Source organism: Pseudooceanicola spongiae (assembly GCF_014899185.1).
GTDB lineage: Bacteria > Pseudomonadota > Alphaproteobacteria > Rhodobacterales > Rhodobacteraceae > Pseudooceanicola > Pseudooceanicola spongiae.
The window spans coordinates 710299-735729 of the sequence record NZ_CP045201.1; the positions used below are offsets into that span (position 1 = coordinate 710299).

Here is a 25431-nt window from a genome sequence, read left to right on the forward strand (position 1 = left end):
ATACGCAGCAAAACGGTAAGGCGCACAGGGGCGTCGTGCTGAATTTACAAAAAATTCACCGAAATCAGCGCTCTAGCTGTGGCAGTCTAGGATGAGAGCAGGGCGTTCCGACCGATGGTCGCGGGCGCGGTTCGGCGTTTCTGATCGGGTTTTGCCGGGCGGAAAAGGGCCTGAAAAACGGGCGGCACGATTGAGCCTCAGCGCGCGCCGACTCAGCAAGCCGGACATGAAAACCCCCTGAACGCCGAGGGGCACACAGGGGGATGTGGCAGAGCAGAGAGCGCCGCTTACTTGCGGAACTTGTCCAGACTCACGACCTCGGCATCCTGACCCGGGCGCTTGTCGTTTTTCCGGGGGCCGTCTTTCTTCGAGCGGTCGCGCAGGGGGCGGGGCGGCTCCGGTGGGGTCGGATCGTCTTCGCCGTCCATCAGATCGTCATCCTCATCTTCCGCGCCGCCCTGCGTTTCAAAGCGCAGGCCGAATTCGACCGAGGGGTCGACAAAGGTCTGGATGGAATCGAAGGGCACGGTCATCCGTTCCGGCGCATCCCCGAAGTTCAGCGTCACGGCAAAGCCATGGTCGGTGACCTCAAGATTGTCGAACCAGTGCTGGATCACCACCGTCATTTCGTGCGGATAGCGTTCCTTCAACCAGTCGGCCAGCTCGGCCTCCGGATGGGTGGTGTCGAAGGTGATGAAGAAATGATGCGCGCCGGGCAGGCCGTTGTCGGCGATGTCCGTCAGGACCTCCTGAATGAGGCTGCGCATCGCGCGATGCATGAGATTGCCGTAGTCGATTGTGCGAGGCATGGTGTCTTCCGCTTCTTTCGGGTGAGCATAGGGGATTCGATCCAAAACGAAAGGTCGCTGCCGGAAATTTCTGTCGGATCGGCGGGTGTTGGAACGGCGGGGTCACCGCCGGGTCAGGCCATCCAGCGCCCCAGAGCCAGACCGGCCAGCGCCATGCAGGCCAGCGCAGGCAACAGGCCAAGGCGCAGCGCGAATATCAGCGCCCCCGCGATCACCAGCAGCACCAGCGCAATGGGCTGCACGCTGGCCAGGACCGGCCAGGGCAGGGCGTGATAGGTTTGCACCACGTCGAACACCACATGCAGCGTGAACCACACCGCCAGATTGGCGATGATGCCGACGACGGCGGCGGTGATGGCGCGCAGGGCGGCGGCCAGGCGGGGCTGGGTCAGCAGCCGCTCGACATAGGGCGCAAAGGCGAAAATCCACAGGAAACACGGCACGAAGGTGACCCAGAGCACCAGCACACCCGCGCCCGCGCCATAAATCGGCCCATGGCGCAGCGCTGCGGCCAGCATGCCGACAAACTGCGTCACCAGAATCAGCGGCCCCGGCGTCGTCTCGGCCAGACCGAGGGCATCGATCATCTGCTCGGCGCTCAGCCAGGCATGATCCTGCACCACGGTCTGCGTCATCCAGGCCAGCAGGGCATAGGCGCCGCCAAAGCTGATAACGGCCAGTTTTGAAAAGAAAAACCCAAGCTCGGCCAGAAAATCCGACCCCACCAGCCAGAGCGTCAGCGTCGGGGCCGCCCACAGGGTGCCCCAAATCGCTACCATGCCCATGGTCCGGCGCAGCGGCGGCGGGGCGGAGGTGTCAGGCGGCACCGGCGCTGCCGCCCCGCTCGCATTGCGCAAATAACCCCAGAGGCCTGCTCCCAGCACGATCAGCGGAAACGGCAGGCCGATGGCAAAGATCGCCAGAAAGGCCAGTGTCGCCAGTGCAAACCCCTCGCGTCCGTTCAGCGCCTTGTTCGACAGTCGTATCAGCGCCTGCAGCACGATCATCACGACCAGCGCCTTGATGCCCAGAAATGCCTGCTGCACTAGTGGCACAGCGCCCCATTCGACATAGAGGATCGCCAGCGCGCCAATCACCAAAGCGCCGGGAATGACGAAGAGCAACCCGGCCAGCAGCCCTCCCGCGACGCCGCGCAGCAGCCAGCCGCAATAGGTTGCCAGCTGCATCGCCTCGGGGCCGGGCAGCAACATGCAAAAGCTCAGCGCGCCGAGAAAGCTCTGCTCGCCGATCCAGGCCCGCCGGGCGACAAGCTCATCATGCATCACGGAAACTTGAGCCGCCGGTCCGCCAAAACTGACCACGCCAATGCGTCCAAAGGCTGCGAACATGGCAGCCAAAGACGGCGGATTCCCCTGAGGCGTCGGGTTTTGCATGGCGGCTCCTCGGCTTTGGGTCGCTTGCGGATCTTTTACGGCGCCCGACCTGCGGCGCATCCTTTGCGGCTGCCGGGGGGGTGGTCAACCCTGTTTGCAGGGCGGCTCAGCGTAACGCAGCGGTCTGGTACAGCTTGACCCGCAGACCGCCATGGGCGACCGGCGCGCCCGGCGCAAGAAAGGACAGCCCGGTGGCCTGCGCCAGCTGCGGATCACTGGTGACAATGCCGACACGCCAGCCTGAAAACCGCGTCTTCAGAACCGTGCCGAGCGTCGCATGCACCGAGAACAGCAGCTTGCGATTGCCTATCCGCTCTCCGTAAGGCGGGTTCACCATGACGATGCCGGGCTCCGCGCCCTCGGGCGGTGTCAGATCCGCGACCGAGACATTCTGGAAATCAATCGCGGCGCCCAGCCCCGCCGCCTCGGCATTGCCACGGCTCATGCGGATGGCGCCGGGGTCGCGGTCGCTGCCCTGAAACTGTGGCAGATCGCTGCGCGGGGCCGGGCAGGCGGCCTTCATGTCGGCCCAGCGATCGGCGTTGAAACTGGCCAGATCCTCAAAGGCGAAGCGGCGCGAGCGCCCCGGCATCAGACCGGCGGCCATCTCGGCCGCCTCCAGCACGAAGGTGCCCGAACCGCACATCGGATCGACCACCGCCTGGCTGCCGTCATAGCCGCACTGGCGCAGAAACAGCGCCGCCAGAGTCTCGCGCATCGGCGCCTTGCCGACAGCGGGTTTGTGGCCGCGTTTGTGCAAACTCTCGCCCGAGGTGTCGATACTGAAGGTGACGATGTCCTTCTCGATCCGCGCCCGCAGCACAAGATCGGCGGTCTTGTCGATCACCGCGCCGAACTCTTCGACCAGAGCGGTTTCGATGCGCTGCTGCGCGGCGCCGGCGTGATAGATCTTGGAGCGTTGTGAGGCCGTGACCTCGACGCGCAGAGGAACATCGGCGCGCAGCGTTTCCCCCCAGGGAAAGGCGCGCGCTTTCTTGTCGAGCTCAGCGAGGTGATAAGCGGGAAAAGAGCCTATACGCGCCAGCACACGCCCGGCGCCCCGCATCACCAGATTGGCGCGCCAGACCGTGGTCCAGTGGCCCTTGAAGGTGACACCGCCGGGCACGACGACGGCATGGGCAAAGCCATTGGCCACGGCCTCTTCGCGTAGCACGTCTTCGAGCCCGGGTGCGGAGGAGAGGAAAATTTCAAAAGGAGCTGTCATAGCCGCGTGATATCGACAATCACGGCAGGCGGCGAGGTCAAAATTCACCGAGTGAGCGACGCCAATCAGGCTTCTTCTTGCTCTCATATTCCAGGGGTGAATTGCGCCGCAGGCGCAAGAGGGGACAGCGTCCCCTGACCGAGTAAGGAAATGAAGTGCAGGTTTCTGTTGCCAGGTACCTGCGAACCCCGCCTTACGTCGCTAAACGCAAGGACTTAGGTTTCGATCACTCGAACCGCTTACGCGGCCAGAGCCATCGGAGCACGATTGTCATTTGCAATTGTACTTTTTTCGCCGGTAACGGTGGCAGACAGCCGAGACAAAGCATAACCCCTTTAGACGTTCGTCGATCCTATTTCGACCCCATGATCCCAAATGAAAGGATGTTTGGTGGAGTCGCCGGGTACCGCCCCCGGGTCCGAGCCGCTTATTACGAGCGCGTTTATGTCCATAGTCCCCGAAGGGACAACGTTGATATAGGACGGGACGCGGCGGATTCAAAGGGGGAAATCGCAGGTTTTTTCGTTCCTGCATCGCGGCGCCTGCGCAGCGCATGCTCGGGCGCGTCGAAATTGCGATCAGCGATCGTCTGACGCATGCCGCGGGCGGGGCAAAGGGGGACGCTGTCCCCCTCACTGGCCTGCCGGCCAGTTCACCCCCTGAAGTATTTTCGGCAAGATGACGGGCAGGCCGCGAGGTGTTGCGGCCTGCGCTTTGGGATCAGGCCAGGCGCACCAGTGCATGGCGTTTGCGGCCAGCGGAGAGCTTGATGGGCGTGGCGAGGGCGGCCGCGTCGAGCACGAGGCCTGCGTCGGTCAGGGGGGCGTCGTCGAGGCGGGCGCCGTTGTCCGCGATCAGGCGCTTGGCCTCCTTGCCGGAGGCGACGAGGCCGGCGCGCACCATCAGCTGCACGATCGAGATGCCGCTGCCGATCTCCTCCGCCGTCAGGTCGAGGGTGGGGAGGTCGTCCCCGACGCCGCCGTTTTCGAAAACCTCGCGGGCGGTTGCCTCTGCTGTCTGGGCGGCCTCGGTGCCGTGCAGCAGCATCGTGACTTCGTTGGCCAGGATGATCTTTGCTGCATTGATCTCGGAGCCGCCGAGCGCGCCGAGGCGGTTGCATTCGTCCAGCGGCAGCTCTGTGTAGAGCTTTAGGAAGCGGCCGACATCGTCATCCGTGGTGTTGCGCCAGAATTGCCAGAACTCGTAGGGCGACATCATCTGATCGTTCAGCCAGGTCGCGCCATTGGCCGACTTGCCCATCTTGCGCCCGTCGCTGGTGGTCAGCAGCGGGGTGGTCAGGCCGTAGATCTGCTTGTCGATGACACGGCGGGTCAGGTCGATCCCGTTGACGATATTGCCCCATTGGTCTGATCCGCCCATCTGCACCAGGCAGCCGTAGCGGCGGTTCAGCTCAAGGAAGTCGTAGGCTTGCAGGATCATGTAGTTGAATTCGAGGAAGCTGAGCGATTGCTCGCGGTCGAGGCGCGACTTGACGCTCTCGAAGCTGAGCATGCGGTTGACGCTGAAATGCCGCCCGATGTCGCGCAGGAAATCGAGGTAGTTCAGCCCGTCCAGCCATTCGGCGTTGTTCAGCATCAGCGCGCCGCTGGGGCTGTCGCCGTAGTCGAGGTAGCGCGCAAAGACGCGGCCCATGCCGTCGATATTGGCGTCGATCTGCTGGGCGTCCAGCAGCGGGCGTTCGTCCGAGCGAAAGCTGGGGTCGCCGACCTTGGTGGTGCCGCCGCCCATCAGGGTGATCGGCTTGCCGCCGAGCTTCTGGAACCAGCGCAGCAGCATGATGTTCATCAGGTGGCCGACGTGCAGCGAGGCCGCCGTCGCGTCATAGCCGATATAGCCGGGCACGACCCCCTTCACCATCGCCTCGTCAAGGCTTTGATAATCGGTGCAGTCGGCGATGAAACCGCGCGCCTGAACGGTCGCGAGGAAGTCCGACTTGGGGGTGTAGGTCATGGCTCTTGTCCCTTAATAGGTTGCGCGGCACTCTATAGACCTGAGCAGAACAAAGGAAAAGGCCATGATGGACGGTGAGGGGCTGGCGGGCGTGGTCCGCGCGCTCGGGGCGATGTCGGGCACGTCGCTGGATGGCGTCGATGCGGCGGTGATCGAGACCGACGGCGCCGCGATTCATGCCTTCGGGCCAAGCGCCTATCGCAGCTATAGCGAGGCTGAGCGGGCCGTGCTGACAGGCGTGCTCGGGCGCTGGCCGGGGCCGGGGCTGGAGGCGGCGCAGGAGGTGGTGATGCAGAGCCATGCGGAGGTGCTCTCAGGCTTTGAGGATATCGCGCTGGTCGGCTTTCATGGCCAGACCCTGGCGCATGAGCCCGCCGGGCGTGGCACCCATCAGCTGGGGGATGGCGCGGCGCTGGCCGGGCGTCTTGGTCGGCCGGTGGTCTGGGATTTCCGCACGGCCGACGTCGCGGCGGGCGGCGAGGGTGCGCCTTTGGCGCCGTTCTTTCACCATGCATGTGCGCGCTGGATGGGGGCCGGGGCGCCTCTGGCCTTTCTCAACCTTGGCGGCGTCGGCAATCTGACCTGGGTCGATCCCTCTGTCGCCGCCCCGGAGGCGCCCGGCGCCTTGCTGTCCTTTGACACCGGGCCCGCCAATGCGCCGATCAACGATCTGATGCAGGCGCGCCGGGGGCTGGCCTATGACGAGGATGCAGGACTTGCCGCACAGGGCCGCATCGATCAGGCCGTGCTGAACGCCTTCATGACTGAGGCCTATTTCGCAAGACTGCCGCCGAAGTCCTTGGATCGCAACGACTTCGGCGATCTTCTGGGTCGCGTGGCCCATCTTGAGGACGCGGATGCGGCGGCCACCCTGACGGCGATGGCGGTGCAGTCCGTGCTGCAGGGCATCGCGCAGCTGCCGACTCCGCCAGAGCGCCTTCTGGTCACTGGCGGCGGGCGTCGCAACCCGGTGATGATGGCGATGCTGCGCGCCGCGCTGTCCTGTCCGGTCGAGCCGGTCGAGGCGCATGGCCTGGATGGCGACATGCTGGAGGCGCAGGCCTTTGCCTATCTGGCGGTGCGGGTGCTGCGGGGCCTGCCGACGTCTTGCGCCACGACCACCGGCGTCGGCCAGCCCACCTGTGGCGGTGTGATCAGCCATCCGTGACCCTGATCCGCGCCCGTCCCAGCGGCGCAAGAAGCGGCGATGGCCCGCAAACAGTGGGCCGGCGCGCCACGATCACGTCCAGCCCCTTGCGCCGCGTCACGGGATCGAGATGATCCGGGGCGCGTGACCGGGAACCGACAGCCGGTCAAAACTGCGCTGTTAACGCTAACGCCCGGCATTGTGGTGGGGCTGTCTTCTGCTAATGTGCTGCTGAACAGCCGGCTTCCCTGAAACCGGCACCAGAATAAGGGCAAACCCCACGGGCCGCGGTCCGTTGCCCCTGCGGAAAGGAGCTTTGATGGTCTCTCGCGTGATTCCCGTCGATGAATTCGACCTCGTCATTTTCGGCGGCACCGGCGATCTCGCCCGCCGCAAGATCCTGCCAGCGCTGTTCCGGCGCTTTTGTGCCGGCCAGATGGAGGGCAAGTCCCGTATCATTGGCGCCGCCCGTTCGGACCACTCCACCCAGGAATTCCGTGATTTCGTCACCGAATCGATCCGTGAATTCAACGGCGGCACCCATTGCGAAGATGGCACGCTCGAGTCTTTCCTGACCCATATCGACTATGTGCAGATTGACGCGCTCGGCACCGATGGCTGGGCAGAACTGGCCGAAAAAGTTGAGGAAAAGCGCATCCGTGCGTTCTATTTCTCGGTCGCACCCAGCCTGTTTGGCGCGCTGGCCGAACGGTTGCATGAACACGGCATGGCCGATTCCGATACGCGCATCGTGGTCGAAAAACCCTTTGGGCGCGATCTTGCCTCGGCAAAGGTGCTGAACGCCGGGCTGGCGCAGCACTTCGATGAGAGCCAGATCTATCGCATCGACCACTACCTCGGCAAAGAAACCGTGCAGAACCTTATGGCTGTGCGCTTTGGCAACATGCTGTTCGAACCGCTATGGAATTCGCAATATATCGACCACATCCAGATCACCGTCTCGGAAACCGTCGGTGTCGGGGGCAGGGGCGAATACTACGACAAATCCGGCGCGATGCGCGACATGGTGCAGAACCACCTGATGCAGCTGCTCTGCCTGATCGCGATGGAGCCGCCGGCGAAATTCGACCCCGCTGCGGTGCGTGATGAAAAGCTGAAGGTGATCCGCGCCCTTGATCCGGTGCCGCAGGATGACCTCGTGCGTGGCCAGTACCTTGCCGACGGGCCGGAGAAGGAAAGTTATCTGCAGGATGTGGGCGACACCTCCAGCCTGACCGAGAGCTATATCGCCATGAAAGTGAAGATCTCCAACTGGAGATGGGCTGGCACGCCGTTCTACATGCGCACCGGCAAACGCCTCAAGGCGCGCACTTCGGAGATTGCCGTGGTGTTCAAGGAAACCCCGCACTCGATCTTTGGCCCTGAATCCGGCAATCATCGCAATATCCTGACCATCCGCCTGCAACCGAACGAGGGCATGGAACTGGGCGTGACGATCAAGGAACCCGGTCCCGGCGGCATGCGTCTGGTGGATGTCCCCCTCGACATGACCTTTGCCGATGCCCTTGGCCCCGATGCCGAGGACGTGCCCGATGCCTATGAGCGGCTGATCATGGACGTGATCCGGGGCAACCAGACCCTGTTCATGCGCGGGGATGAGGTCGAGGCCGCATGGGCCTGGGCCGACCCGATGATCGAGGGCTGGGAAGACCGCGGCGACAAGCCGAAAACCTATGAGAGCGGCTCGACCGGGCCGGAAGAAGCGCTGATGCTGATGCACCGCGACGGACGCCGCTGGAGGGAGATCCGCACATGAATTTCGTCGAATACCCCGACCGCGACATGCTGGCGATGAGCCTGGCAGACCGTATCGCCTCTGATCTTGGCGCGGCCCTGCGCCATGATGAACGCGTCACGTTCTGCGTGCCCGGCGGCACCACGCCGGGGCCGATCTTTGATGCCCTGACGGCGGTCAAGCTGGATTGGGACCGTGTCGACGTGGTGCTGAATGATGAACGCTGGGTGCCCGAAAGCAGCCCGCGCTCCAACACCGCGCTGCTGCGTCAGCGACTGCTGAGAGGGCACGCGGCCGCCGCGACCATGCTGCCGCTCTATGCCGATACCGAGCGCCCCGAAGAGGCGCTGGATGCGCTGTCCGAGGCGCTGCGCCCGCATCTGCCGATCAACGTGCTGGTGCTGGGCATGGGCGCCGACATGCACACCGCCTCGATCTTTCCAGGCGCGGATCGCCTGACCGAGGCGCTGGCCGCCGATGCACCGATCCTGCTGCCGATGCGGGCCGATGCCGCCGCCGAGCCGCGCATCACCATCACCGCCCGCTACCTGCGCGGCGCGCTGTCCACCCATGTGGTGATCACCGGCGCTGAAAAGCGTGAGGTGCTGGAACGCGCCCGTACCCTCAGCCCCGAAGAGGCCCCGATCGCAGCCGTTCTGGCCGATGCGACCGTCCATTGGGCTGAATAAGCTTCGACGTGCAATTATATGACCTAAAAGGATTTTGATAGATGTGGGAAAAGCTGACTGGCCTTGCTGACAGCCTGCGGGATCGCCCGATCCTCAGTCTCTTCAACGAGGATTCCGCGCGCTTCCAGACCTTCTCGGCCCGCGCGGAGGGTCTGCTGTTCGACTACTCCAAAACCAATATCGACGCCGATGTCATGGCTGCGCTGCTTGAGCTGTGCGAGAATGCTGACCTGGCGGGCAAGCGCGCGGCGATGTTCGGGGGCGAAAAGATCAACGACACCGAAGGCCGCGCCGTGCTGCACACCGCGCTGCGCAACCTCGACGCCACGCCAGTGATGGTGGACGGCGAAGACGTGATGCCCGGCGTCCTCGACACCCTCGCGCGGATGGAGGCCTTTGCCGACGACCTGCGCGAGGGGCGCTTTACCGGTCAGGGCGGCGCGATCACCGATGTGGTCAACATCGGCATCGGCGGCTCTGATCTCGGCCCGGTCATGCTCGATATCGCGCTCAGCCCGTACCGCGACGGCCCACGCATCCACTACGTCTCCAACGTCGACGGAGCGCACATTCACGACGCGCTGCAAGGCCTTGATCCGTCGACGACTCTGGTGATCGTCGCCTCCAAGACCTTTACCACCATCGAGACGATGACCAATGCGGAAACCGCCCGCAAATGGATGGCGCAGCAGGTCTCGGACACCGGCGCGCAATTCGCCGCCCTCAGCTCCAACCTCGAGAAGACGACGCAATGGGGCATCGATCCGTGCCGCGTTTTCGGGTTCGAGGATTGGGTCGGTGGGCGCTATTCTCTCTGGGGGCCGATTGGCCTGTCGGTGATGCTCGCCACCGGGCCCGCAACCTTCCGCGAATTGCTCAGCGGTGCGCAGGCGATGGATCACCACTTCCGCGACGCCCCGCTGGCCGACAACCTGCCGGTGCTGCTGGCCCTCACGGGTATCTGGCACAACCAGGGCCTCGGCTACGCCACCCGCGCCGTGCTGCCCTACGAGCAGCGCCTGTTGCGGCTGCCCGCCTACCTCCAGCAACTCGAGATGGAGAGCAACGGCAAGCGCGTTTCCATGGACGGCTCCGATCTGCCGGTGCACTCCGGCCCCGTCGTCTGGGGAGAGCCCGGCACCAACGGCCAGCACGCCTTCTACCAGCTGATCCACCAGGGCACCCGCGTCGTGCCCTGCGAATTCATGGCCGGGATCAAAGGCCATGAACCAGACCTTGCGCACCAGCACGATCTGCTGCTCGCCAACTGCCTGGCGCAATCCGAAGCGCTGATGCTTGGCCGTTCGCTGGAGGAGGCCACCGCCCTGATGTCAGACAAGGGCTTCACCGGCGAGGAACTCTCGCGGCAGGCCGCGCACCGTGTCTTTCCGGGCAACCGCCCCTCGACGACGTTGCTCTACCCCCAGCTCACCGCCTTCGTGCTGGGCCAGATCATCGCGCTTTATGAACACCGGGTCTTTGTCGAAGGTGTCATCCTCGGCATCAACTCCTTTGATCAGTGGGGCGTGGAGCTGGGCAAGGAACTGGCACTGAAACTCGCCCCGATCCTGTCGGGCGATCAGAGCAGCGCGGACAAGGACGGCTCGACCGCCGGCCTGATCGCCGCCATTCAAAGCGCCCGCTAAACACGCGCCATACCGCGAAAAAAGCCGGTCATGAAACGCAAGAGGCGGGGCAATGCCCCGCCTCTTTTCCTGCCTGCCCGCCGACACGGTAACGTGGGAAACCCGTCCCGACGGCAGGAGGCTCATCCCCCGGCGAACACAGGACGCCGAAGCGACCGAACGCAGTCGCCGGCGCCCCACCGGGGGATGAGTGGGGAGCCACTCGTTAACAACGCAACAGGTTACTCGTCACAAACTCGACAGACTGATACGGCTCCACACAACATCACTCGCACAAGAAGACAGGACACTGCGCCAGCGCGGGCCGCACCCTGCAAGGGCCGGGGATGCGGCCTCTGCAGGGGCGTGGGCACAAACGGGGGCCGGCTACGGGGGGCCGTCCCTGATGTGCTCGGCTCCCATCACCGATGGGTCCGCCCTCGCGACTGTGGCAGGCCAGCTTGCACTGACATGCCCGACAGTGTCCTGAACGCTGTCTTCGGATCTATCCACGACAAGCCGCGCGACAAAGTTTCATCGCGCCACATCTTTTTTCAGATTTTTCTGACAGGCGGAAATTCACACCCGCCGACGCCTTCAAATGCTGGCGTCGCGCGGCCCCGGAATATCGAAATCGTCAGGGGCCAGCGTGAACCCGGCGAAATCGAAAGCGGGCGAGACAGTGCAGCCAACCAGCGCCCAGCCCCCCATGGCGCGCGCCGCCTGCCAGTGATGCACCGGCACGATGACCTGAGGACGCGCCCCACTGGCCAGATCCGGACCAAGGCGATGCGCGGCATAGGGCCCCTCTGTGGTGTCCGACAGACGCAGTTCAACCTCGGCTCCGGCGTAGTGATGCCAGATCTCCGTGCTGTCGACGGCGTGCCAATGGCTGGCCTCGCCCTCGCGCAGCAGGAAATAGATGCAGGTCCCGGCCGGGCGGGCTTCAGTGGCTCCGGCGATCCAGGTCTGGCGGAAATGGCCGCCCTCAGGATGCGGCTGAAGATCCAGAAGGGCGATGATGTCGTCAGCGGTCATGTGGGTTCCATCTTTCTGTTGGCACAGGCTATGCAATCATAGGTTAACTGGTTTGCTCTGGTGCGCTTGACGCAGGGCAAGCAGGCAGGCTATACCGCTAAAGCCGAAAAACGAACGACCGGTTGGTTATCCCGGTCACTGTGCAAAGCACGGTAGCTAGTCGATTTTCCGAACCCACGGCAGTTGTGACCCTCATAGCCTTGGCACGCTTTGTGCCGGGCCAACCCCTGTCTTGTCTTATCGGAGCCTGCCATGACCACCAATGCCAAAGCCACCCTCATCACCGCACAGATCTTCATCTCCTGCCTGATGGCGCTGTCGATGACCTTCGCCATGTCGATCCTGCCCTTCGGCTTCTCGGAAGGCTGGTTCGCCACCTGGATGCAACGCTGGCTGACCGCCTGGCCCGTCGCGTTCGTCCTGTCCCTGATCATCGGCCCGGTGGCCTTCAAACTCGCCGGACTGACGATGCGCCTTCTGCGGCTGAAAACACCAGCCTGAGGCGCGGCCCCCTGGGGCCCTCTGCGGCCTTCTTCTTGCTTCATACTCCCGCCGGAGGCATCCGCCCTCCGCCACAGATCCCGCCCGCTGGGGCGCCTCGCCGTACCAGCCCAGCCACCAGCGCGGCCCTCTTCCGCAAATCACGCAACAACCGAAACAAAATCGCCCCGCGGCCCGGTCATGGGCCGCGGGGCGCAACGTCAGATCCAGCAAAGACAGATCAGCGTTTCAGGATCGAGCGGCCGGCGTATTCCGCCGTCTCGCCCAGCATTTCCTCGATACGGATCAGCTGGTTGTACTTCGCCAGCCGGTCAGAGCGCGCCAGCGAGCCGGTCTTGATCTGGCCGCAGTTGGTCGCCACGGCGAGGTCGGCAATCGTCGCGTCCTCGGTCTCGCCCGAGCGGTGCGACATCACGTTGGTGTAGCGGGCGCGGTGCGCCATATCGACGGCCTTCAGCGTCTCGGTCAGGGTGCCGATCTGGTTGACCTTGACCAGCATCGAGTTGGCGACGCCTTTCTCAATGCCCATTTTCAGACGGGCGGGGTTGGTGACGAACAGATCGTCGCCGACCAGCTGCACCTTGTCGCCCAGAAGATCGGTCAGCATCTTCCAGCCGTCCCAGTCATCCTCGGCCATGCCGTCTTCGATCGAGATGATCGGATAGGCATCGCAAAGCGCCTTGAGGTAGTCGGCATTTTCCTGCGAGGTCAGGGACTTGCCCTCACCCTTCATCTCGTATTTGCCGTTCTTGTAGTACTCGGTCGAGGCGCAATCGAGCGCGAGGTAGATGTCCTCACCGGGTTTGTAGCCGGCCTTCTCGATGGATTTCAGAATGAAATCGAGCGCGTCGGTGGTCGACCCAAGCTCGGGCGCGAAGCCACCTTCATCGCCGAGACCGGTCGACATACCTGCAGCGGAGAGCTCTTTTTTCAGCGTGTGGAAGACCTCGGAGCCCATGCGCACGGCGTCGCGGATATTGTCCGCAGCGACCGGCATGATCATGAATTCCTGGATGTCGATCGGGTTGTCGGCATGTTCGCCGCCGTTGATGATGTTCATCATCGGCACCGGCAGAACACGCGCCGAGGTACCGCCGACATAGCGGAACAGCGGCTGCTGGGTGAACTCGGCGGCGGCCTTGGCGACGGCGAGCGAGACACCGAGGATCGCGTTGGCGCCGAGGCGGCCCTTGTTGTCGGTGCCATCAAGCTCGATCATCGACATGTCGATGCCGACCTGATCGGTGGCTTCGAAGCCGAGCAGTTCTTCGGCAATCTCGCCGTTTACGGCGGCCACGGCCTCAAGCACGCCCTTGCCCATATAGCGGCTCTTGTCGCCATCGCGGCGCTCAACGGCTTCGTGCACGCCGGTTGAGGCGCCCGAGGGCACGGCGGCGCGGCCCATGGTGCCGTCCTCCAAGGTCACGTCGACCTCGACCGTCGGATTACCACGGCTGTCCAGAATTTCGCGGGCGAAAATGTCGATAATCGTGCTCATTGGGGCGCTTTCCCTTTGCTGTTGGGCTGTTGCAGAAGTCTTAGGCTGTCGGGGGGACTGAGGAAAGGGGCAGGGTGCATCTGTTTGCGTTAACCTGCAAAAACACCGGGGCGCGAGGCCGTCTGTGGCAGCTCAGGACGCGGACGCGGCGTTTGGGGGCGCTGCCCCCTTGAGGCCTGCGGCCTCAATTCCCCCGGAGTATGGAGGGCAAGAAGAAGATCAGTCTTTCTTGACCGGCACGCCGTAGAGTTCAAGGCGGTGCCCTTGCAGGCGGTAGCCGAGCTTGGCGGCGATCTTTTCCTGCAGGGCCTCGATCTCGGGGTCGACGAATTCGATCACTGTGCCGGTCGTCATGTCGATCAGGTGGTCGTGGTGATCGCGCTCGGCATCCTCATAGCGGGCGCGGCCATCGCCGAAGTCAACTTTTTCGAGGATGCCGGCGCTCTCGAAGGCCTTGACGGTGCGATAGACCGTGGCGAGCGAGATGCGCGGATCGCGGGCATTGGCGCGGGCGTGCAGCTCTTCGACGTCGGGGTGATCGCGCGCCTTGTCCAGCACGTCGGATATCACCCGGCGCTGTTCGGTCATGCGCAGGCCACAGGCTTCGCAGCGCGCAAGGATCGTATGTGTCTTGGCCATGCGGGATTCCGTTCGGATCTGCCCCCTGTGTCGCAGAGGAGGGGGCGGACAGGCAAGGGAATTAGGCGCTCAGCCTTCCTCGACGCGGTAATCGCGCGGCAGGCCTTGCGTGATTTGGGCCCAGTCACTGGCGGCGGCGCGGGACTGGTGCTGCTCGAAAGCGGCGCGGCTGGCGAAAACTTCCGCAACCACGAACTGGCCCGGGGTGTCTTCGCTGACCTCAAAGGACAGGCAACCGGGTTCCGCGCGGGTCAGACGGATATGCTCGGGCAGGGCGGCGCGAACAGCCGCCCGCCGATCCGCGGGGCAGGACATGGCCCCGGTCAGGCGAACCTGACCGGTTTCACTCATTCCCACTCGATTGTCCCCGGAGGTTTCGAGGTGATGTCATAGGTGCAACGGTTGATGCCCTTGACCTCGTTGATGATGCGCGTGGCGGTTTCCCCCAGAAACTCGTGGGTGAAGGGGTAGTAGTCCGCCGTCATGCCATCGACCGAGGTGACCGCGCGCAGGGCGCAGGCGAAATCATAGGTGCGACCATCGCCCATGACGCCGACAGTGCGCACGGGCAGGATCGCGACGAACGCCTGCCAGATCTCGTCGTAGAGACCATGCTTGCGGATCTGGTCGATATAGACGGCGTCGGCCTTGCGCAGGATCTCCAGCTTTTCGCGGGTGATCTCGCCGGGGCAGCGGATCGCCAGACCCGGTCCGGGGAAGGGGTGACGGCCGATGAAGCTGGCGGGCAGGCCGAGCTCGCGGCCCAGCTCACGGACTTCGTCCTTGAACAGTTCGCGCAGCGGTTCGACCAGCTTCAGGCCCATCTTCTCGGGCAGGCCACCGACGTTGTGGTGGCTCTTGATGGTGACCGAGGGGCCACCGGAAAACGACACCGATTCAATCACATCGGGGTAGAGCGTGCCCTGGGCGAGGAACTCGGCGCCCTCGATCTGGTCGGCGTATTTCTGGAACACCTCGATGAACAGGCGGCCAATGATCTTGCGCTTGGTCTCGGGGTCGGAGACGCCCTCAAGCTGGCCCAGGAACAGCTCTTGTTCCTGCGCGTGGATCACCTTGAGGTTCATGTGATCGCGGAACATCGCGACGACTTCCTCGGCCTCGTTCAGGCGCAGCAACCCGTGGTCGACGAAGACGCAGGTCAGCTGATCGCCGATCGCTTCGTGCAACAGGGCCGCCGCGACCGAGCTGTCGACGCCGCCCGAAAGCGCACAGATCACCGGCTTGTCGCCGACCTGATCCTTGATCTTGCGGATCGCTTCTTCGCGGTAGGCGTCCATCGTCCAGTCGCCGGTAAAGCCCGCGTCCTTGACGAAGTTTTCGTACAGGGTCTTGCCGTTCGGGGTGTGGTGCACCTCGGGGTGGAACTGCACCGCGTAAAAGCGGCGTTCCAGATCGGCGGTGATGGCAAAAGGCGCGCCGGGCGAGGTTGCGTAGACCTCAAAGCCGGGGGCGATATGGCTGACGTGGTCGCCGTGGCTCATCCAGACCTGTTCGCGGCCCAGTCCCCCGAGGAACCAGCCGTTCATGAAGTCGATCTTCGCTTCCGTCGGGGTGACATAGGCCCGCCCGAATTCAGCGGTATGGGATTCGCCGGCTTCCACCTTGCCACCGAGGTCATTCATCATGACCTGCTGGCCATAGCAGATGCCGAGGATCGGCACGCCGAGGTCATAGGCGGCCTTTGGCGGACGCGGCGACCCCTCCCGCACGACCGAATCCGGCCCGCCCGAGAAGATGATCGCCTTGGGGGCGAACTCGGTCAGGAAGGCGTCGGTGACGTTCTGATAGGGGTGGATTTCGCAATAGACGTTCAGCTCTCTCAGGCGACGCGCGATCAGCTGCGTTACCTGGCTGCCAAAGTCGATAATCAGGAGGCGGTCATGGGATGTCTGGCTCATGCGCTTCGATTAGTGCGCGCGCGCCAAAGGCGCAAGAGAAAGAGCGCGCTGCGCCGCTTTGCCGGGGGTGTTTACGGTCGCTTGGGGCGCATTGCATGTCGCTTTCCCCCCTCACGCGCCGCAATCTGCGCGTCTTGCGGGCGCATGGACGCGCTATCACGGGGGAAACCCTGCGGCCCGACTCGGGCTTCGGGCGAAGGGCAAGAGGACGTGCGATGACAGAAGAAGCGGCAGTTGGCGGCAAACGGGTCCGGGGCGGGGGCGGCGCAGCCCGCCGTGCCGCCCGCAGCGCAGTCAGTTTCGACTCGGCCCGTTATATCGAGCGCAACATTCCCAACCTTGAGATGCTCTCGACCGAGGCGCTCGAGATCATCGAGGCCAATGCGGAAACCGTTCTGGAAGAGATCGGCGTCAACTTCGCCAACAATCCTGCGGCGTTGCAGCGCTGGCGCGATGCCGGTGCCGATGTACAGGGCGAACGGGTGCACATCCCCCGTGGTCTGGCGCGCAAGCTTTGCGCCACGGCACCCGAGCGCTTCACCCAGCACGCCCGCAACCCCGAGCGCAACGTCGAGATCGGCGGCAAGAGCCTGGTGCTGTCCCCGGTCTATGGCCCGCCCTTCGTGCGCGACCTCGACGGCGGCCGCCGCTACGCCACGATCGAGGATTTCCGCAGCTTCGTGAAGCTCGGCTACATGTCGAAATACCTGCACCACTCCGGCGGTACGGTCTGTGAGCCGACGGACGTGCCCGTCAACAAGCGCCATTTCGACATGCTGCTGGCGCATATGACTCTGTCGGACAAACCTTTCATGGGCTCGGTCACCGAACCCAGCCGGGCGCAGGATTCGGTCGACATGTGCAAGATCCTGTTCGGAGAGGAGTTTGCCACCAACAACACCGTCATGACCTCGCTGATCAACATCAACTCGCCGCTGACCTTCGACGACACGATGATGGGCGCGTTGGAGATCTATGCCGCCAATATGCAGGCGAGCATCATCTCGCCCTTCATCGTCGGCGGGGCGATGGCGCCGGTTTCGGTCGTCGGCACCCTGACGCAGGTGCTGGCCGAGGTGCTGGCCGGGATCGCCTATTCACAGCTTGTGCGCCCCGGGGCGCCGGTGATCTTCGGCGCCTTCGTGACCACCATCGACATGAACTCCGGTGCGCCCACGTTTGGCACGCCAGAAGCCAGCCAGATCCTCTATGGTGCGGGCCAGCTGGCGCGGCGTCTGAACCTGCCGTATCGCTCCGGCGGCGGCCTCTGCGGGTCGAAATTGCCTGACGCCCAAGCGGCTTACGAGACGGCGAACACCCTGAACGCGGCGCTGCTTGGCGGCGTCAATTTCATGCTGCACGCCTGTGGCTGGCTGGAGGGTGGGCTGGTTTCCTCCTTCGAGAAATTCGTCATGGACGCCGATCAGCTCGGTATCCTGCACCGCATGGCCGCTGGCGTGCCCCATGACGAGGAGGCACAGGCGATGGACGCGATCCGCGAGGTCGGCCCCGGTGGCCACTACCTTGGCTGCTCACACACCGAACGGCACTTCCAGACGGCCTTCTGGCGCTCGGACCTGCTCGACAACAAACCGTTCGAGACCTGGTTCGACGAGGGTGCGCGGGACACTCAGGCGCTTGCCGCCGTGCGGGTGAAAAAGCTGCTCGACAGCTACCAGCAGCCCTACCTCGACCCCGCCAAGGCCGAGGCGCTGGCCGCCTATGTCGCGCGCCGCAAGGCCGAGATGCCAGACGCTTTCGCCTGACAGACCTGTCGGGCACGGGCGCTACTGCGCCTGTGCCTGCAACAGTTGCGCCTCGGCGATCATCGCCGACAGCACCTCGACATGGGCCGAGGGCACATACATGCTGGAGCGGTTGCGGCGCAAACCGTCCAGTTCCGCCTCACGCTCCCACAGCTTCATCACCGCCGCACCATGGCGCGGCAGCACGCTCGCCCCCAGCAGCGCCGCCAGATGTGCCTCGCGGCGATAGCCCTCAGCCGCGATCCGCGCCGCACGGATCAACAGGCCGGGGCGACGCAGCTGCGCCATCATCGTTTGAATATCCTGCATCGTCGTTTCCTTCGGGTTTCCCAGGTTGCAAAGAGCGGCAAATCCCCCGGCAGCAGCGCCACGAAACTTGCCCAGACCCCATCAGGATCTCACGCTACTCAACGCTGGCGCGTGTTGCGTGTGTCTTTGCGCGGCGAACGGTCCCTCAAGAATAGTTTATCATTTGGAAACAATGGTTGTGCTGAGGGTTAATAGTTAACCTTTCGGAAACCTTAACGCCGTTTGCTGTGAGTAACTATGGGGATAACTCTGAGCGCAAGGCATGGCCACCTCGTGATCGACCAGATTCACACACTCGACGCCCGGCCTGACCGACAGGCGGGGCAGGTTGCGGACATGCCGTCCTGGCTGCCCGAGGCCGTGCGCCACTACATCGCCCATATCGAAAACGGCATCACCATCCGCCAACTGGCGCGCGACGCGGGCTGCCACGCCTCGACTGTGCTCCGTCAGATCCGGCGGTACGAAACCCTGCGCGATGATCCTCTGATGGACGCCGCGCTCAGCCGGTTTGGCCGGCACGGCGAAGCTGCCCTTCGCCGGGAAAACCAACAGGAGCATGACGCTATGAAACCCACTGGCTCGACCGAATTCCACCCGCCGCTCACCGAAGCCCGCCTCAACCGCGATGCCCTGCCGGTGCTGCGCCAGCTGTCGCACCCCGGCACCGTGCTGGCTGTGGCGCAGGATATGGACAAGGCCGTGGTCGTGCGCGACCGCATCGACGGCTCGCCCGATCGGCTCGACGTGATCAACCGTGACCTTGCCGAGGCGATGGCGCTGAAGGACTGGATCGCTTGCAAAAGCACGGGCCGGGTGTCGCGCTACACCATTACTCCCGCTGGAAGAACCTCTCTCAACCTGTTGATTGCACGCTCTGAAAATGCCGCACGCGGTTTCGCGGAAGGCATGGCGAGCTTTGAGATGCGTGGCGCCCAATCCGCCCTGTCACTGGACGAGAGTGAGGAGGACACCCCCCGCAGCCGTGGCTTTGTCAACGACACGCCTGTCGCCGCGCTGGCCCGTCGGCGTGATCGCGATGGCTCGCCGTTCCTCAAGCCGGAACACGTCCGCGCCGGGGAACGTCTGCGCGAGGATTTCGAGCTGTCGCAAATGGGCGTTCAGGTCGCCCAGAACTGGGATCACTTCCTGACCGCCGGTGTCAGCAGCGGCGCGCGCAAGGGCACGGCCCGTGGCCCCGAGGCCGCCCGTGATCGCGTCGCCGCCGCTCTGGCCGAGCTCGGACCCGGCCTCAGCGATGTCGCTCTGCGCTGCTGCTGCCACCTTGAGGGGTTGGAGACGGCAGAGCGCAAGATGGGTTGGTCGGCGCGCTCGGGCAAGATCGTGCTGCGCATCGCCCTGCAGCGGCTGCATGGCCACTACAGCACCTTGCCCCGCGACAGCGGCCTCATGGGCTGAAATCAGGACAATTTGACGAAAATTGAAGCGGCTGCCCCGGCGACCTCTTGACCCGGCCATCTGCACTTCGTCCCCGTCAAAAGCCGCGCTCTCATTAATAAACGGCCCGCAGGAAGATCCCTGCGGGCCGTTTCTTTGTTTCCGAATTGGCGACAATGCCGCCTTTGGCTCTGAACTGCACCGAACCTACTGGCCCGGAACAGTCGATAAAACACCTCGGCATCAGACGGAACTTCGTCAGACCTCGACCGGCGTATCGTCAGTCACCGAGATCGCGTTCACGTCATCCTCAACGGCCTTGCGCACGCCCGCTTCGTAGTCCGGGTGCACCTTGCGCAGAACGGCGTACCACCGCTCCTTGACGGAGTCCGAGCACGGCCCCATCGCCGAGGCCATGTTGGAATGCAGACGCCCCCGTTCCTCGTCGTTCATCACCTCGGCATAAAGTGCGCGGGGCTGCACGTAATCCGCATCCGGATCGGCGGGGTCATAGCGGGCCGCATCGCCGTCGATCTTCAGCGGAGGCTCGGCCACGCTGGGATCTGCCTTGGCCGATTCGGCGTATTGGTTCGGCTCGTAATAGGCGTCGACATGGCCGGTTTTCGGCGGGAAGAACCGCATCGAGCCGTCTTTATGATAGAAATTCACATCCGCATTCTTGGCCTGGTTGGCCGGCAGCTGCTCATAATGCGTGCCCAGACGATAGCGGTGCGCATCGGCGTAGGAAAAGATCCGCCCCTGCAGCATCTTGTCCGGGCTGAAGCCGATTCCCGGCACGACGTTGGACGGGCTGTAGGCCGCATTCTCGACGTACATGAAGTAGTTCTCGGGGTTCTCGTTCATCTCGACCATGCCGACTTCGATCAGCGGATAGTCCTTGTGCGACCAGACCTTGGTCACATCGAACGGGTTGAAGGGCAGGGTGGCCGCTTCTTCCTCGGGCATGACCTGAATCATCATCTTCCATTTCGGGAAGTTGCCCTCGTCGATCGCATTATACAGGTCTTCCTGATAGCTCTCGCGGGTTTTCCCGATCAGCGTTTCCGCTTCCTGGTTGGTATAATGCTTGTGGCCCTGCTGCACCTTGAAGTGGAACTTGACCCAGAAGCGTTCGCCCGCAGCGTTCCAGGTGCTGAAGGTGTGGCTGCCGTAGCCGTTCATGTGCATCGGGTTGGTGGGAATGCCCCGGTCGGACATCAGGATCGTCACCTGATGCACCGATTCGGGCTGTGCGGCCCAGAAATCGAACATGGCTTCGGGGCTGCGCAGGTTGGTCACCGGGTGACGCTTCTGCGTGCGGATGAAGTCGGGGAACTTGTAGGGGTCACGCACGAAGAACACGGGCGTGTTGTTGCCAACCATATCCCAGTTGCCTTCTTCTGTGTAAAATTTGAACGAAAAACCACGCACATCGCGTTCGGCGTCCGCCGCGCCCAGCTCGCCCGCAACGGTCGACCAACGGCTCAGCACTTCGGTGGTCTTGCCGACCTCAGAGAAGATTTTTGCCCGCGAATACATCGAGATATCGTTGGTGATCGTCAGCTTGCCCTTGGCGCCCCAGCCCTTGGCATGCACGACACGCTCGGGGATACGCTCGCGGTTCTGGTGGGCCAGCTTTTCGATCAGCTGGTAATCCTGCATCAGAACCGGGCCGCGGTTGCCTGCGGTCAGGGAATGTTCGTTGGTCGGCATCGGCGCGCCGGCTGTCGTCGTCAGTCGCTTCTGGTCAGTCATGAGTGGCTTCCTCCAAGGCTTTGCTGAGTCAGTATGTAGGTAAAAGACCATAAGAACCAATTGCAGTTTCTAAGACTTTCGATAACCTATACTTATGGCAGTGACCCTCAGACAGCTCAGCTACTTTAAATCGCTTGCCCAACAGCGCAATTTCGGTCGCGCGGCGGAGGCTGTGCATGTCTCGCAACCCGCGCTTTCCGTTCAAATTCGCGAGATGGAGCAGACTCTGGGCGCGCCTCTGGTCGAGCGGCGCAGCCGCGATGTGGTGCTCACCCCCTTTGGCCGATCGGTGCTGGCGCAGGCCGAAAAGGTCCTGTCCGAGATGCAGGTGCTGAGCGAGATTGCCCGTTGGAACAAGGGCCTGTCGGGCGAACTTCGCCTTGGTCTGATCCCGACAATTGCGCCCTATCTGCTGCCCGCCGCACTGGCCGCGATCCGCCAGCGTGACATCGGCCTCAACGTGCAGGTCCAGGAAGGCAAGACGGCCCGCCTGATCGAGGATCTGCGCGCCGGGCGTCTGGATGCGGCCGTCGTCGCCCTGCCGCTTGAGACGAGCGAGGATCTGATCAGCCGCACCCTGTTTGAGGATCGCTTTCTGCTCGCCGGATCTGCCGCGCGTCTGGCAGCTTTGGGCGAGCGGCGCGAGAGCCTGCGTCCCGATCATATTGGCCCCGAACAGCTGATGCTGCTTGAGGAGGGCCATTGCCTGACCGATCAGGCGCTTGAGGTCTGCGGCCGCGGGCGTGGGCACGCCCAGATCAACATGGGCGCCTCGTCTCTGGCGACTCTGTCGCGCCTCGTCGCGGCGGGGTTTGGCCTGACGCTGCTGCCCGAACTGGCGCTGGCCAGCGAAGGGCAGGGCCTGTCGCTGCGCCGCTTCTCCGCGCCCGAACCCTCGCGCCAGATCGCTCTGGTGCGCCGCGCTTCCAGTCCCGATGACGGCTGGTTTCGCGCCCTCGCCACCATCCTGTCGGACGCCGGAACCGATCTGGTGGGCGCGACACGGCCCGACTGAAATCAGCGATTTCGCACCGTTCGGATACCGTTCAGATACCGACGGGATACCGACATCGAAATCCGGCGATATCAGAGCTTTGCCGCCCCATGCTCAGCCGGTCCCGACAACGAAAAAGGCCCGGAGACATCCCCGGGCCTTCGCATCTGTTTCAGGGTCTGCCGCGCCTTGGCGCCGGGCAAACCGACCTCGAGATCAGGCCGCCGCTTCTTTGGCGCCTTCGAGGTATTTGATCAGGTTTTCCGGGCTCGACTCGCCATAGGGGTCTTCGCTGTGGTTGTCGCAGATGCCGGGCTCTTCGAACCACTGCTCGACAACACCGTCATTGATGACAGCGGCATACCGCCAGGAACGCAGACCGAAGCCGAGGTTATCCTTGCGCACCAGCATACCGACGCGACGGGTGAATTCGCCCGACCCGTCCGGAATAACTTTCACGTTTTCAATGCCTTGCGCTTTGGCCCACTGGTTCATCACAAAGCTGTCGTTGACCGACATGCAATAGATTTCCTCGATCCCCAGGTCTTTGAATGTCTCGAAGTTGTTCTCGAAACCGGGCAGCTGGTAGGTCGAGCAGGTGGGGGTGAAGGCACCGGGCAGCGAGAACAGGATGACGCGCTTGCCGGCGAAATAGTCGGCGGTGGTCATGTCCTGCCAGCGGAACGGGTTCGTGCCGCCGATGCTCTCGTCGCGAACGCGGGTGCGGAAGGTCAGGTCGGGAAGCTTGGAACCGGCTTGCATGGCTATATCCTCGAAAGTTCATGAAAAGACTCGACGGTTTTCTAGAATTGTTCCAAAAACGGTGCAAGGTCGTTTCCGCGCTGCGGCATGGTTAATTGGTGCTTGAAGCCAGATTTCGCCCCTATATACAGCAATTTGGCGCATGTCTTTCTGCAGGTGCATAACGGGTTTGCGCCCCACGCAACCCTGTCATGCGGAACTGGCCCTTCACCTCACCTGTGGCTATGATAGGCCAACTTCCGATAGGAAAGGCCCTGATATGCGCGACCTGAAGATCCCCGACCAGCGTCACCCCGAAAAGGCGCACCGTCCGGACAACGCCCAGCCGAAAAAGCCAGACTGGATCCGTGTAAAGGCACCCACCTCGAAGGAATACGCCGAGACCCGCAAGATCATGCGCGACAACCGCCTGGTCACCGTCTGCGAGGAAGCCGGCTGTCCCAATGTGGGTGAGTGCTGGAGCCAGGGTCACGCCACCATGATGATCATGGGCGACATCTGTACCCGCGGCTGCACCTTCTGCAACATTGCCACCGGCCGCCCCGAGACGCTGGATGCGTTCGAACCTGGCCGTGTGGCCCATGCCGTTGAAAAGCTTGGGCTTAAGCACGTCGTCATCACCTCCGTTGATCGCGATGACCTCAAGGATGGTGGTGCCGACCACTTCGCCCAGACGATCCGTGCCATCCGCCACCGCAGCCCCGACACCACGATCGAGATCCTGACGCCGGACTTTCTGAAGTGTGATCCGTCGGTGCTGGAAACGGTTGTTGAGGCGAAGCCTGACGTCTTCAACCACAACCTCGAAACCGTGCCGGGCCTCTATCCCGAGGTCCGTCCCGGTGCCCGCTACTTCCATTCCCTGCGCCTGTTGCAGCGGGTGAAGGAGCTGGACCCGACGATCTTCACCAAATCTGGCATCATGGTCGGTTTGGGGGAGGAGCGTCCTCAGGTGATGCAGGTCATGGACGACATGCGCGCCGCCGACATCGATTTCCTGACGGTCGGCCAGTACCTGCAACCGACGCCGAAGCACCATGCGGTGGCCAAGTTCATCCACCCCGATGAATTCGCGTCCTACGAAAAAGCTGCCTACGGCAAGGGCTTCCTGATGGTCTCAGCGACGCCGCTGACCCGCTCAAGCTATCATGCGGGGGATGACTTTGCCCGGCTGCGCACTGCCCGTCTCAAGAAACTCGGACAGGCCTAAGGTTCTGTCACTAAAATGAAAAAGGCCGCGGCGCACCTTCGTGCCCGCGGCCTTTTTTGTCACTGCAGCGATGCGCTAGTTCGCTGAAACCGCCGGAACAGCCTTCACATAAGCCGCAATCGCCGCACGATCCTCATCGGTGAGGTGGGCGATATTACCGACCACATCCGCCATCTCTCCGCCGACGACGTCGAAGTCCGGGGTGAAGCCTGACTTGAGGTATTCGGCAATCTCCGATTCGGACCAGGACAGCCCGCCAGAGGTGATATTGGGAATGCTGCCCTCGCCCGACGGGTTCGGTGCACCACCGAGCCAGCGCGCCGTATCCAGTCCGCCGATGGCATTGCGCGGCGTGTGACACTCCGCACAGTGTCCGAGGCCCTCAACAAGATAACGACCGCGCTCCAGCTGCGCCGAGGATGCCTCGTCCAGTACCCAATCGTCGTTCAGGAACAACAGCTTCCATCCGCCAAGTGCGCGACGGATGTTGAAGGGAAATCCGATTTCATGGGGCTTGCTGGGCGTCGCATCGGCCGGCAGAGTCTGCATAAAGGCGTAGAGATCTGCGATGTCCTGCAGGCTGGCATGGGTGTAGGTGGTATAGGGAAACGCCGGATAGAGGTGCTGGCCGTCAGGCGAGACCCCCCGTTTCATAGCATTGGCCAGATCCTGCGCGGTCCAGCCGCCGATGCCATGTTCGACGTCGGGCGAGATGTTCGGCGCATAGAATGTCCCGAAATCGGAGGTCAGGGCCCGCCCGCCTGCCAGCACAAGCATCGCATCTTCCGCCGCATCGGGTGCCGCGTGGCAGGACGCGCAGCCAGCAGCGTAGAAGATGGTTTCCCCCTTCGCTGCGGTCCCTGTTATCCCCGCCATCGCGTCAGCAGGCAGGGTTTTCGGTGCGGTGATCCACCAGGCAAACCCAGCACCGACAATGATTAGAATGCATATTGATATCAGTATTTTACGCAAGGAAGCTCACTTTCTGCCTTAAGTCGATCTCTGGAATGTTCTATCTGCATTCGG

22 protein-coding genes and 1 other RNA gene are annotated in these 25431 nt (G+C 63.3%); 9 read left to right on the plus strand and 14 right to left on the minus strand.

Annotation, left to right across the window (positions count from 1 at the left end; all coding sequences use genetic code 11):
- Positions 1-287: 287 nt before the first annotated feature.
- From F3W81_RS03335 to tyrS, 5 genes are all read right to left on the minus strand, one after another.
- Entirely contained in the window at positions 288-809 is a 522-nt protein-coding gene (locus F3W81_RS03335) for an SspB family protein (RefSeq protein ID WP_193082255.1), read from the minus strand.
- A 113-nt stretch (positions 810-922) separates the two neighbouring features.
- Positions 923-2203: a chromate efflux transporter gene (gene chrA / locus F3W81_RS03340; RefSeq protein ID WP_407692457.1), complete on the minus strand. Its 1281-nt coding sequence runs from the start codon at positions 2201-2203 to the stop codon at positions 923-925.
- 106 nt (positions 2204-2309) lie between these two features.
- Positions 2310-3428, minus strand: coding sequence for a THUMP domain-containing class I SAM-dependent RNA methyltransferase (locus F3W81_RS03345; protein ID WP_193082256.1), 1119 nt, complete (start codon positions 3426-3428; stop codon positions 2310-2312).
- A gap of 154 nt (positions 3429-3582) precedes the next feature.
- Positions 3583-3934: a transfer-messenger RNA gene (ssrA, locus tag F3W81_RS03350) on the minus strand.
- A gap of 214 nt (positions 3935-4148) precedes the next feature.
- A complete protein-coding gene (gene tyrS / locus F3W81_RS03355; RefSeq protein ID WP_193082257.1) occupies positions 4149-5399 on the minus strand; it encodes a tyrosine--tRNA ligase in 1251 nt (416 codons plus the stop codon).
- Between the two features lie 64 nt (positions 5400-5463).
- Between tyrS and F3W81_RS03360 the strand changes: the two genes are divergently transcribed.
- The 4 genes from F3W81_RS03360 (at position 5464) to pgi (ending at position 10637) form a co-directional block, all read left to right on the plus strand.
- Entirely contained in the window at positions 5464-6567 is a 1104-nt protein-coding gene (locus F3W81_RS03360) for an anhydro-N-acetylmuramic acid kinase (RefSeq protein WP_226941832.1), read from the plus strand.
- Positions 6568-6865: 298 nt separating this feature from the next.
- Complete coding sequence (gene zwf, locus F3W81_RS03365) at positions 6866-8323, plus strand: glucose-6-phosphate dehydrogenase (protein WP_193082258.1); 1458 nt, start codon at positions 6866-6868, stop codon at positions 8321-8323.
- Complete coding sequence (pgl, locus tag F3W81_RS03370) at positions 8320-8991, plus strand: 6-phosphogluconolactonase (RefSeq protein WP_193082259.1); 672 nt, start codon at positions 8320-8322, stop codon at positions 8989-8991. The genes zwf and pgl overlap by 4 nt, the downstream gene beginning before the upstream one ends.
- 41 nt (positions 8992-9032) lie before the next feature.
- Positions 9033-10637, plus strand: a complete 1605-nt coding sequence (gene pgi / locus F3W81_RS03375) for a glucose-6-phosphate isomerase (RefSeq protein ID WP_193082260.1) — start codon at positions 9033-9035, stop codon at positions 10635-10637.
- A 576-nt stretch (positions 10638-11213) separates the two neighbouring features.
- On the opposite strand, the gene F3W81_RS03380 is transcribed toward pgi, so the two are convergent.
- On the minus strand, positions 11214-11654 hold the full coding sequence (locus F3W81_RS03380) for a cupin domain-containing protein (RefSeq protein ID WP_193082261.1): 441 nt from the start codon (positions 11652-11654) through the stop codon (positions 11214-11216).
- Positions 11655-11906: 252 nt separating this feature from the next.
- On the opposite strand from F3W81_RS03380, the gene F3W81_RS03385 reads away from it, so the two are divergent.
- Complete coding sequence (locus tag F3W81_RS03385; protein WP_193082262.1) at positions 11907-12155, plus strand: DUF2798 domain-containing protein; 249 nt, start codon at positions 11907-11909, stop codon at positions 12153-12155.
- Between the two features lie 220 nt (positions 12156-12375).
- Here the strand turns inward: F3W81_RS03385 and eno are convergent, their stop codons facing one another.
- The 4 genes from eno to guaA form a co-directional block, all read right to left on the minus strand.
- Positions 12376-13653 (minus strand): phosphopyruvate hydratase, encoded by a 1278-nt coding sequence (gene eno / locus F3W81_RS03390; RefSeq protein WP_193082263.1) that lies wholly within the window; start codon positions 13651-13653, stop codon positions 12376-12378.
- A 219-nt stretch (positions 13654-13872) separates the two neighbouring features.
- Positions 13873-14292: a Fur family transcriptional regulator gene (locus tag F3W81_RS03395; RefSeq protein ID WP_193082264.1), complete on the minus strand. Its 420-nt coding sequence runs from the start codon at positions 14290-14292 to the stop codon at positions 13873-13875.
- Positions 14293-14361: 69 nt separating this feature from the next.
- A complete protein-coding gene (locus F3W81_RS03400; protein ID WP_193082265.1) occupies positions 14362-14643 on the minus strand; it encodes a putative quinol monooxygenase in 282 nt (93 codons plus the stop codon).
- Positions 14640-16211 (minus strand): glutamine-hydrolyzing GMP synthase, encoded by a 1572-nt coding sequence (gene guaA / locus F3W81_RS03405; RefSeq protein WP_193082266.1) that lies wholly within the window; start codon positions 16209-16211, stop codon positions 14640-14642. Before guaA ends, F3W81_RS03400 begins: the two co-directional genes overlap by 4 nt.
- 215 nt (positions 16212-16426) lie before the next feature.
- On the opposite strand from guaA, the gene F3W81_RS03410 reads away from it, so the two are divergent.
- Complete coding sequence (locus F3W81_RS03410) at positions 16427-17977, plus strand: trimethylamine methyltransferase family protein (RefSeq protein WP_193082267.1); 1551 nt, start codon at positions 16427-16429, stop codon at positions 17975-17977.
- Positions 17978-17998: 21 nt separating this feature from the next.
- Here F3W81_RS03410 and F3W81_RS03415 read toward each other — a convergent pair whose 3' ends face one another.
- The gene (locus F3W81_RS03415) at positions 17999-18286 is read right to left on the minus strand and encodes a DUF6477 family protein (protein WP_193082268.1); all 288 of its coding nucleotides are present in this window, start codon (positions 18284-18286) and stop codon (positions 17999-18001) included.
- A 336-nt stretch (positions 18287-18622) separates the two neighbouring features.
- On the opposite strand from F3W81_RS03415, the gene F3W81_RS03420 reads away from it, so the two are divergent.
- Complete coding sequence (locus tag F3W81_RS03420; protein ID WP_193083597.1) at positions 18623-19705, plus strand: DUF6456 domain-containing protein; 1083 nt, start codon at positions 18623-18625, stop codon at positions 19703-19705.
- A 237-nt stretch (positions 19706-19942) separates the two neighbouring features.
- Here the strand turns inward: F3W81_RS03420 and F3W81_RS03425 are convergent, their stop codons facing one another.
- Positions 19943-21439: a catalase gene (locus F3W81_RS03425; protein WP_193082269.1), complete on the minus strand. Its 1497-nt coding sequence runs from the start codon at positions 21437-21439 to the stop codon at positions 19943-19945.
- Between the two features lie 94 nt (positions 21440-21533).
- Here F3W81_RS03425 and F3W81_RS03430 point away from each other — a divergent pair, with 94 nt between their 5' ends.
- On the plus strand, positions 21534-22454 hold the full coding sequence (locus F3W81_RS03430) for a hydrogen peroxide-inducible genes activator (RefSeq protein WP_193082270.1): 921 nt from the start codon (positions 21534-21536) through the stop codon (positions 22452-22454).
- Positions 22455-22649: 195 nt separating this feature from the next.
- Here the strand turns inward: F3W81_RS03430 and F3W81_RS03435 are convergent, their stop codons facing one another.
- Positions 22650-23195 carry a peroxiredoxin gene (locus F3W81_RS03435; RefSeq protein ID WP_193082271.1) on the minus strand — a complete coding sequence of 182 codons (546 nt, stop codon included), beginning with the start codon at positions 23193-23195 and terminating at the stop codon, positions 22650-22652.
- Positions 23196-23454: 259 nt separating this feature from the next.
- Here F3W81_RS03435 and lipA point away from each other — a divergent pair, with 259 nt between their 5' ends.
- Positions 23455-24405 (plus strand): lipoyl synthase, encoded by a 951-nt coding sequence (gene lipA / locus F3W81_RS03440; protein WP_193082272.1) that lies wholly within the window; start codon positions 23455-23457, stop codon positions 24403-24405.
- A 75-nt stretch (positions 24406-24480) separates the two neighbouring features.
- Here the strand turns inward: lipA and F3W81_RS03445 are convergent, their stop codons facing one another.
- On the minus strand, positions 24481-25377 hold the full coding sequence (locus tag F3W81_RS03445; RefSeq protein WP_226941833.1) for a c-type cytochrome: 897 nt from the start codon (positions 25375-25377) through the stop codon (positions 24481-24483).
- Between the last annotated feature and the right edge of the window lie 54 nt (positions 25378-25431).

Excerpts from the sequence above, each read along its gene's own strand:
- F3W81_RS03335 (WP_193082255.1), bottom strand. The coding sequence starts at position 809 with ATGCCTCGCACAATCGACTACGGCAATCTCATGCATCGCGCGATGCGC.
- chrA (WP_407692457.1), bottom strand. The coding sequence starts at position 2,203 with ATGCAAAACCCGACGCCTCAGGGGAATCCGCCGTCTTTGGCTGCCATG.
- F3W81_RS03345 (WP_193082256.1), bottom strand. The coding sequence starts at position 3,428 with ATGACAGCTCCTTTTGAAATTTTCCTCTCCTCCGCACCCGGGCTCGAA.
- tyrS (WP_193082257.1), bottom strand. The coding sequence starts at position 5,399 with ATGACCTACACCCCCAAGTCGGACTTCCTCGCGACCGTTCAGGCGCGC.
- F3W81_RS03360 (WP_226941832.1), top strand. The coding sequence starts at position 5,464 with ATGATGGACGGTGAGGGGCTGGCGGGCGTGGTCCGCGCGCTCGGGGCG.
- zwf (WP_193082258.1), top strand. The coding sequence starts at position 6,866 with ATGGTCTCTCGCGTGATTCCCGTCGATGAATTCGACCTCGTCATTTTC.
- pgl (WP_193082259.1), top strand. The coding sequence starts at position 8,320 with ATGAATTTCGTCGAATACCCCGACCGCGACATGCTGGCGATGAGCCTG.
- pgi (WP_193082260.1), top strand. The coding sequence starts at position 9,033 with ATGTGGGAAAAGCTGACTGGCCTTGCTGACAGCCTGCGGGATCGCCCG.
- F3W81_RS03380 (WP_193082261.1), bottom strand. The coding sequence starts at position 11,654 with ATGACCGCTGACGACATCATCGCCCTTCTGGATCTTCAGCCGCATCCT.
- F3W81_RS03385 (WP_193082262.1), top strand. The coding sequence starts at position 11,907 with ATGACCACCAATGCCAAAGCCACCCTCATCACCGCACAGATCTTCATC.
- eno (WP_193082263.1), bottom strand. The coding sequence starts at position 13,653 with ATGAGCACGATTATCGACATTTTCGCCCGCGAAATTCTGGACAGCCGT.
- F3W81_RS03395 (WP_193082264.1), bottom strand. The coding sequence starts at position 14,292 with ATGGCCAAGACACATACGATCCTTGCGCGCTGCGAAGCCTGTGGCCTG.
- F3W81_RS03400 (WP_193082265.1), bottom strand. The coding sequence starts at position 14,643 with ATGAGTGAAACCGGTCAGGTTCGCCTGACCGGGGCCATGTCCTGCCCC.
- guaA (WP_193082266.1), bottom strand. The coding sequence starts at position 16,211 with ATGAGCCAGACATCCCATGACCGCCTCCTGATTATCGACTTTGGCAGC.
- F3W81_RS03410 (WP_193082267.1), top strand. The coding sequence starts at position 16,427 with ATGACAGAAGAAGCGGCAGTTGGCGGCAAACGGGTCCGGGGCGGGGGC.
- F3W81_RS03415 (WP_193082268.1), bottom strand. The coding sequence starts at position 18,286 with ATGCAGGATATTCAAACGATGATGGCGCAGCTGCGTCGCCCCGGCCTG.
- F3W81_RS03420 (WP_193083597.1), top strand. The coding sequence starts at position 18,623 with ATGCCGTCCTGGCTGCCCGAGGCCGTGCGCCACTACATCGCCCATATC.
- F3W81_RS03425 (WP_193082269.1), bottom strand. The coding sequence starts at position 21,439 with ATGACTGACCAGAAGCGACTGACGACGACAGCCGGCGCGCCGATGCCG.
- F3W81_RS03430 (WP_193082270.1), top strand. The coding sequence starts at position 21,534 with ATGGCAGTGACCCTCAGACAGCTCAGCTACTTTAAATCGCTTGCCCAA.
- F3W81_RS03435 (WP_193082271.1), bottom strand. The coding sequence starts at position 23,195 with ATGCAAGCCGGTTCCAAGCTTCCCGACCTGACCTTCCGCACCCGCGTT.
- lipA (WP_193082272.1), top strand. The coding sequence starts at position 23,455 with ATGCGCGACCTGAAGATCCCCGACCAGCGTCACCCCGAAAAGGCGCAC.